This is a genomic window from Mesorhizobium sp. M7A.F.Ca.MR.245.00.0.0 (genome assembly GCF_003997415.1).
Lineage (GTDB): Bacteria > Pseudomonadota > Alphaproteobacteria > Rhizobiales > Rhizobiaceae > Mesorhizobium.
Map to the genome: position 1 here is coordinate 10121 of NZ_RZTE01000069.1, position 5212 is coordinate 15332.

At 63.0% G+C, this 5212-nt stretch carries 5 protein-coding genes and 1 pseudogene; 4 read left to right on the plus strand and 2 right to left on the minus strand.

The features are described from left to right. Positions 1 to 279: pseudogene (locus EOB80_RS35755) on the plus strand (NIPSNAP family protein); the annotation flags it as partial. Here EOB80_RS35755 and EOB80_RS33325 read toward each other — a convergent pair. Together EOB80_RS33325 and choX are read right to left on the minus strand one after the other, a co-directional pair. Then, entirely contained in the window at positions 276 to 1118 is an 843-nt protein-coding gene (locus EOB80_RS33325; RefSeq protein ID WP_164762820.1) for an alpha/beta hydrolase, read from the minus strand. The pseudogene EOB80_RS35755 and the gene EOB80_RS33325 overlap by 4 nt on opposite strands. Next, positions 1115 to 2053 (minus strand): choline ABC transporter substrate-binding protein, encoded by a 939-nt coding sequence (choX, locus tag EOB80_RS33330; protein ID WP_127332218.1) that lies wholly within the window; start codon positions 2051 to 2053, stop codon positions 1115 to 1117. Before choX ends, EOB80_RS33325 begins: the two co-directional genes overlap by 4 nt. A gap of 83 nt (positions 2054 to 2136) precedes the next feature. Between choX and betI the strand changes: the two genes are divergently transcribed. The 3 genes from betI (at position 2137) to EOB80_RS33345 (ending at position 5192) form a co-directional block, all read left to right on the plus strand. Next, positions 2137 to 2775, plus strand: coding sequence for a transcriptional regulator BetI (betI, locus tag EOB80_RS33335; protein WP_127332220.1), 639 nt, complete (start codon positions 2137 to 2139; stop codon positions 2773 to 2775). 363 nt (positions 2776 to 3138) lie between these two features. Beyond that, positions 3139 to 4536 (plus strand): class II fumarate hydratase, encoded by a 1398-nt coding sequence (fumC, locus tag EOB80_RS33340; RefSeq protein ID WP_127332222.1) that lies wholly within the window; start codon positions 3139 to 3141, stop codon positions 4534 to 4536. 236 nt (positions 4537 to 4772) lie between these two features. Continuing rightward, a complete protein-coding gene (locus tag EOB80_RS33345) occupies positions 4773 to 5192 on the plus strand; it encodes a DoxX family protein (RefSeq protein ID WP_127332224.1) in 420 nt (139 codons plus the stop codon). Positions 5193 to 5212 lie beyond the last annotated feature (20 nt).

Genomic DNA, 5212 nt, shown 5'->3' on the forward strand with positions numbered 1-5212 from the left:
GAGACGGCGTGCCTGATGACGGCCGACGCACGCCTGCTCGCCGCCTTCATTACCGAGCATGCCGAAAACAGTTTTCCGCGCCTGCCGGTACGGGCTGATGAAAACGTCTTCATCAGCGTCATGGGTTTTGCCAGCACCGAGGCGCATGCCCGCCACCAGGCCGCCCTAGCCGCTTCTTCGGCATGGCAGGATTTTTGGCAGGCCGCGCAGCTCGGCCTGACCAAACAAACGGAGACTTTGCGGCTGTCGCCCACATCGCAATCATTGGTCGGGCGTTAGACTTCAAATGCCTCGATGATCGCCTTTGCGACAAGGACCGGGTCTTCCCAATGCGGGTTGTGGCCACAGCTCTCGGCGCGAACGAAGACGGCTCCGGCAAGAGCGGATTGCAACGCCTGCTGGTGCGCCGCGCCGAACAGGGGGTCGCAGGCGCCGGCGATGACCAGCGTCCGGGCCTGCACGGCCCGTGCAGCATCGGTCAGGTCGGCGCGGCGGATTTCCTCGAGAATCGCGCGCCAGCGCGGGGTCGGCATCGCCGAGGCCTCTTGCGCCAAGCCGGCGAGAAAGGCTGCGGGCACGTCGGGACGACAGGCATGCCACCAGACATAGAACGGATCGGCCGGCGATATCGGGTCGCGCAGGGCCTCAACGCTCACCACCAGCGGATGACCCGGCGCGAAATCGGGCTTCAACGTGCCGGCCAGGACCACCAGCCCGCCGATCAACTCCTTGTGCCCCGCAGCCAAGGCGACAGCCACCATGGCGCCCAGCGAATGGCCGACGACGACCGGTCGGTCGAGTTGTAAACTCCGGATCAGCCCGGCGATATCATCGGCAAGATCGGCGATGCCGCAATTCTTGCCAGCCTGCGAGGCGCCGTGGCCGCGCAGATCCGGCATGATCAGACGGCGGCCGGCCAGATATGGCGCCAGAAGCGAAAAACTGCGGCTGGTGTCGGTGAAGCCGTGCACCAACAGCAGTGCCGGCTCGGCGCCTGATATCTCGACATAGGCGATGTCGAGATCGCCGACAGTGACGAACTGCTTGCGGCCGGCCCAGGCGTCCTGTTCCGCAATCACATCCTGCTTCGGCAAGTCATTGAGCGCGGCCACTCTCACAGGCCGAGCTTTTCCTTGACCGTGGCAAGGCCGGGTTGGCCGTCAAAAGTGGTGACGCCGGCGAGCCAGGCATCGAGACGGCTCTTGTTGGCCGTGATTGCCTTCAGCGCGCCGTCCTCCGGCTTCATGCCGTCATTGATCAGATAGCCCATGCCGACATTCTCGAAATCGATGTCGAAGGCGAGATTCCCGAGGAATTGCGCGACGTTCGGGCATTGCTGCAGATAGCCCTTGCGCACCTGCGTCGTCACCGTCGCGGCGCCGAAGTTCGGGCCGAAGAACTTGTCGCCGCCGGTCAGGTACTTGAAGTCGTACATCGTGTTCATCGGATGCGGCGCCCAGCCCTGAAAGACGATGAACTGCTTTTCCTTGATCTCGTAGCCGACCTCGGAAAGCATGCCGGCTTCGCTGGACTCGACCACCTGCCAGCCGTCCAGGCCAAAGGCCGGATCGGCGATGGCGTCCATCATCAACTGGTTTGAACCGGGCTCGATACCGTACATTTTCTTGCCGAACTTGTCGGCGAATTTGTGCAGATCGGAAATGTCCTTGACGCCGGCGTCCCAGGCGTAGGTCGGGACGGCGAAGGTGTATTTGGCGCCCACGAGATTGACGCGCACATTCTCAACCGAACCGTCCTTCTTGTAGGGCTCGTAATAGGTGACCATGGCCGGATCCCAGTAGCCCAAGAACAGGTCGAGGTCCCTGTTCTTCATGCCCTCGTAGATGACGTTGATGCCGAGCACCTGGCTTTGCGGCTGATAGCCGAGCGCCTCCAACAGGACGTTGGCGACCCCCGTGGTGAAGGCAAGGTCGTTCCAGCCGGGTTCGGCCATACGGACCGTCCTGCACTCTTGGCCCTCGGCCGCCTGAGCCGCATGAGAGGCCAACATGAGGGCGGCCAAACAGACGCCGTTTGCAAGGATGCGCAACATTTCGGTTCTCCTCATTGTCGTCAAATTGACCAATTGGTCTTTTTATTGTCCCACGGGTCAATTCTTGATCTGAGCGGACGAAAATGTCAACGTGGATTCGCGATGCATGGACCGATCCCGTGAAACTCAAGCGTCTCAGTGAGATACGCCGCAGGGAGCTTCGGCAGGCGGCCTTCGTGGTTCTGGAGCGCGAAGGCATTGCCGGCGCGACCCTGGAAAAAGTGGCGGCGCAGGCCGGCGCCTCCAAAGGCATCGTGCTGCACTATTTCCGCAACAAGCAGGAACTGTTCGAGCACGCGATGCGCGAAGCCAATGCCGTCCTGTGCCAGGCGGTGATCGCGCGGCTTCGCCGGGCGCGTACGCCGATGGAGCGCATGGATGCGGTGATCGAGGGCAATTTCGAGGAGCATCTGTTCCAGCCGCCTCTGTGCCATGCCTGGCTGTCGCTCTGCGCCGAGGTGCCGCGCGACGAGAAGATGGCCCGTATCCAGCGGGTGATCCATGCGCGCATGCGCTCGAACCTGTTGTCGGGCCTGCACGGCCTCGCCTCGCCGGCGGATGCCGACGACATCGCGCTTGGCGTCACGGCGCTGATCGACGGGCTTTGGCTGCGGCTCGGCCTGCAGCCGGGCAGCGTCTCGCGCGAACAGGCCGTCCGCCAGGTCAAGAATTATGTCGCGGGTCGGCTGGCCCTGCGGGAGCTTGCGACCACCGGCGCGTAACCGGCCTCGGCTGGCCTATCGAATATGGTATTCCTGAGATGTCTGCCCGGCACGAACCCCCACCCCTAACTTGCCGGGGCGAGCCACGGGTCTCGCCCCGGCAAGTTAGGGTGGGGGTCCTCCTTCGCAAGAATCCCCCGCCTTTGAGGGGAGATGGCAGCAGGCGTGGAGCGCCAGCCTCTTCCGGCGGCGATAAGAGGTCACGCCCGGTCGAACCGACCCCCTCTGTCGCCTTCGGCGACATCTCCCCCTCGAGGGGGGAGATCACCTTCAACCGATTTGCATACTTGCCGCCCGCAATCTCCGCTTGAAGCCGTTTGTGCAACGCGATACGCCGTTGCCGACTTCGATAAGGAGAGACCTGTGACCGCTGCAAAGACCAGAACCGAAACCGACACGTTCGGCCCGATCGAAGTCGCCGCCGATCGCTATTGGGGTGCGCAGGCGCAGCGTTCTCTCGGCAATTTCAAGATCGGCTGGGAAAAGCAGCCGGCATCGATCGTGCGCGCTCTGGGCATTGTCAAGCGCGCGGCAGCCGAAGCGAACATGGAATTGAAGCGGCTCGACCCGGCGATCGGCAAGACGATTGTCGAGGCGTCGCAAGAGGTCATCGACGGCAAGCTCGATGAGCATTTCCCGCTGGTGGTCTGGCAGACCGGCTCGGGCACGCAGTCCAACATGAACGCCAACGAGGTGATCTCCAACCGTGCGATCGAGATGCTGGGCGGCGTCATGGGTTCCAAGAAGCCGGTGCATCCCAACGATCACGTCAATATGAGCCAGTCGTCGAACGACACCTATCCGACGGCCATGCACATCGCCTGCGCCGAACGCATCGTGCACGATTTGTTGCCGGCGCTGAAGCATCTGCACAAGGCGCTCGCCGCCAAGAGCAGAGAGTTCAATCACATCATCAAGATCGGCCGCACGCACACACAGGACGCCACCCCGCTAACGCTTGGCCAGGAGTTTTCGGGCTATGCAGCGCAGGTCGCCTCGTCGATCAAGCGCATCGAGCTGACATTGCCCGGCCTGCAGGAGCTGGCGCAGGGCGGCACCGCCGTCGGCACCGGCCTCAACGCGCCGGTCGGCTTCGCCGAAAGGGTGGCGGATCGCATCGCCACCATTACCGGCATCGCCTTCGTCACCGCGCCGAACAAGTTCGAGGCGCTGGCGGCCCATGATTCCATGGTGTTTTCGCACGGCGCCATCAATGCGGCGGCCGCCGCACTGTTCAAGATCGCCAACGACATCCGTTTCCTCGGTTCCGGTCCGCGTTCGGGCCTCGGCGAGCTGTCGCTGCCGGAAAACGAGCCGGGCTCGTCGATCATGCCGGGCAAGGTCAACCCGACCCAATGCGAGGCGCTGACGCAGGTCTGCGTGCAGGTGTTCGGCAACAATGCGGCGCTCACCTTTGCCGGCAGCCAGGGCCATTTCGAGCTCAACGTCTACAACCCGCTGATGGCCTACAATTTCCTGCAGTCGGTGCAGTTGCTCTCCGACGCCTCGGTCTCCTTCACCGACAATTGCGTCGTCGGCATCGAGGCCCGCGAAGACAACATCAAGGCGGCACTCGACCGCTCGCTGATGCTGGTGACGGCGCTAGCGCCGACCATCGGCTACGACAATGCCGCCAAGATAGCCAAGACCGCGCACAAGAAGGGCACCACTTTGCGCGAGGAAGCGCTCGCCACCGGGCTGGTCAGCGAGGCCGACTACGACCGGCTGGTGCGGCCGGAGGACATGACGCATCCGGGGTAGTCAATTCCAGGAAAAGTGTCTTGCGGTTTTCGGTCCGGAATTGCGTCAACCAAAAGCCGGGTGTTTCGTGACGGGAGAATTTACTCCCGTCACGACGTGACGCGAAGCAAATTTTTCGCAGGCCGCCCGATCACGGAAACATAAGTACTGTGAACAATGTGTCGCCAGTCTGGTGGCTTTGGTGAACAGTCGGCTTGCTCTATCTCCCCGGTATCAACCCATCCCGGAGAGCCACCATGTCCATCAACACTTCAGTCGCCGGTTCCGGCGCATCCAATGCCTCGACCACCATCCTCCTCGGCCGCGTCCTGCTTGCCGTCATCTTCCTGCTTTCAGGCTTCGGCAAGCTGACCGCCATCGCCGGCACGGCCGGCTATTTCGGTGCCCTCGGCCTGCCCTTGCCGACCGTAACGGCCATTGTCGTCGGCCTGATCGAGCTTCTCGGCGGCCTCGCCATCCTCGTCGGCTTCAAGACCCGGATTGTTGCCTGGGTGCTGGCGATCTTCACCGTCGCTACCGGCTTGGTCGCCCACACCGGTTGGGCCGACCAGATGCAAATGATCCAGTTTCTCAAGAACCTCGCCATTGCGGGCGGCTTCCTCGTGCTGGCTTCCTCGGGCGCCGGCGCCTATTCGATCGACGCTAAGCGCGGCTGAGCCAAGAACCGGCAATAGCC